Origin of the sequence: Ligilactobacillus apodemi DSM 16634 = JCM 16172 (assembly GCF_001434405.1) — a bacterium.
Taxonomy (GTDB): domain Bacteria; phylum Bacillota; class Bacilli; order Lactobacillales; family Lactobacillaceae; genus Ligilactobacillus; species Ligilactobacillus apodemi.
Genome location: NZ_AZFT01000005.1, coordinates 1 through 1,636, shown reverse-complemented (window position 1 = coordinate 1,636; position 1,636 = coordinate 1). Strand labels below are relative to the sequence as shown.

Below are 1,636 nucleotides of genomic sequence, written 5' to 3'. Positions count from 1 at the left end.
GTAGATCTTTGAAAACTGAACAAAGTTTCGATAAGCAAATGTGCAGGGTCTCTTATCTTAATAGGTAAGAGCAATAAACATTTTGCGAAGTCAATTCGCTAGTAAAAATAAAGAGTCACAAACTTTAAATTGAGAGTTTGATCCTGGCTCAGGATGAACGCTGGCGGCGTGCCTAATACATGCAAGTCGAACGAAGCTTCTTTATCACCGAGTGCTTGCACTCACCGATAAAGAGCTTAGTGGCGAACGGGTGAGTAACACGTGGGCAACCTGCCCAAAAGAGGGGGATAACACTTGGAAACAGGTGCTAATACCGCATAACCACAGTTACCGCATGGTAACTGTGTAAAAGGTGGCTATGCTACCGCTTTTGGATGGGCCCGCGGCGCATTAGCTAGTTGGTGAGGTAAAGGCTTACCAAGGCAATGATGCGTAGCCGAACTGAGAGGTTGATCGGCCACATTGGGACTGAGACACGGCCCAAACTCCTACGGGAGGCAGCAGTAGGGAATCTTCCACAATGGGCGAAAGCCTGATGGAGCAACGCCGCGTGGGTGAAGAAGGTCTTCGGATCGTAAAACCCTGTTGTTAGAGAAGAAAGTGCGTGAGAGTAACTGTTCACGTTTCGACGGTATCTAACCAGAAAGCCACGGCTAACTACGTGCCAGCAGCCGCGGTAATACGTAGGTGGCAAGCGTTATCCGGATTTATTGGGCGTAAAGGGAACGCAGGCGGTCTTTTAAGTCTGATGTGAAAGCCTTCGGCTTAACCGGAGTAGTGCATTGGAAACTGGGAGACTTGAGTGCAGAAGAGGAGAGTGGAACTCCATGTGTAGCGGTGAAATGCGTAGATATATGGAAGAACACCAGTGGCGAAAGCGGCTCTCTGGTCTGTAACTGACGCTGAGGTTCGAAAGCGTGGGTAGCAAACAGGATTAGATACCCTGGTAGTCCACGCCGTAAACGATGAATGCTAAGTGTTGGAGGGTTTCCGCCCTTCAGTGCTGCAGCTAACGCAATAAGCATTCCGCCTGGGGAGTACGACCGCAAGGTTGAAACTCAAAGGAATTGACGGGGGCCCGCACAAGCGGTGGAGCATGTGGTTTAATTCGAAGCAACGCGAAGAACCTTACCAGGTCTTGACATCTTCTGACAATCCTAGAGATAGGACTTCTCCTTCGGGAGCAGAATGACAGGTGGTGCATGGTTGTCGTCAGCTCGTGTCGTGAGATGTTGGGTTAAGTCCCGCAACGAGCGCAACCCTTGTTGTTAGTTGCCAGCATTAAGTTGGGCACTCTAGCAAGACTGCCGGTGACAAACCGGAGGAAGGTGGGGATGACGTCAAATCATCATGCCCCTTATGACCTGGGCTACACACGTGCTACAATGGACGGTACAACGAGTCGCGAGACCGCGAGGTTTAGCAAATCTCTTAAAGCCGTTCTCAGTTCGGATTGTAGGCTGCAACTCGCCTACATGAAGTCGGAATCGCTAGTAATCGCGGATCAGCATGCCGCGGTGAATACGTTCCCGGGCCTTGTACACACCGCCCGTCACACCATGAGAGTTTGTAACACCCAAAGCCGGTGGGGTAACCTTTTGGAGCCAGCCGTCTAAGGTGGGACAGATGATTGGGG

1 rRNA gene is annotated in these 1,636 nt (G+C 50.8%); it reads left to right on the top strand.

The annotated features are described in order from the left end of the window. Positions 1–125 precede the first annotated feature (125 nt). Positions 126–1,636, top strand: a 16S ribosomal RNA gene (locus FC32_RS01225); the annotation flags it as partial.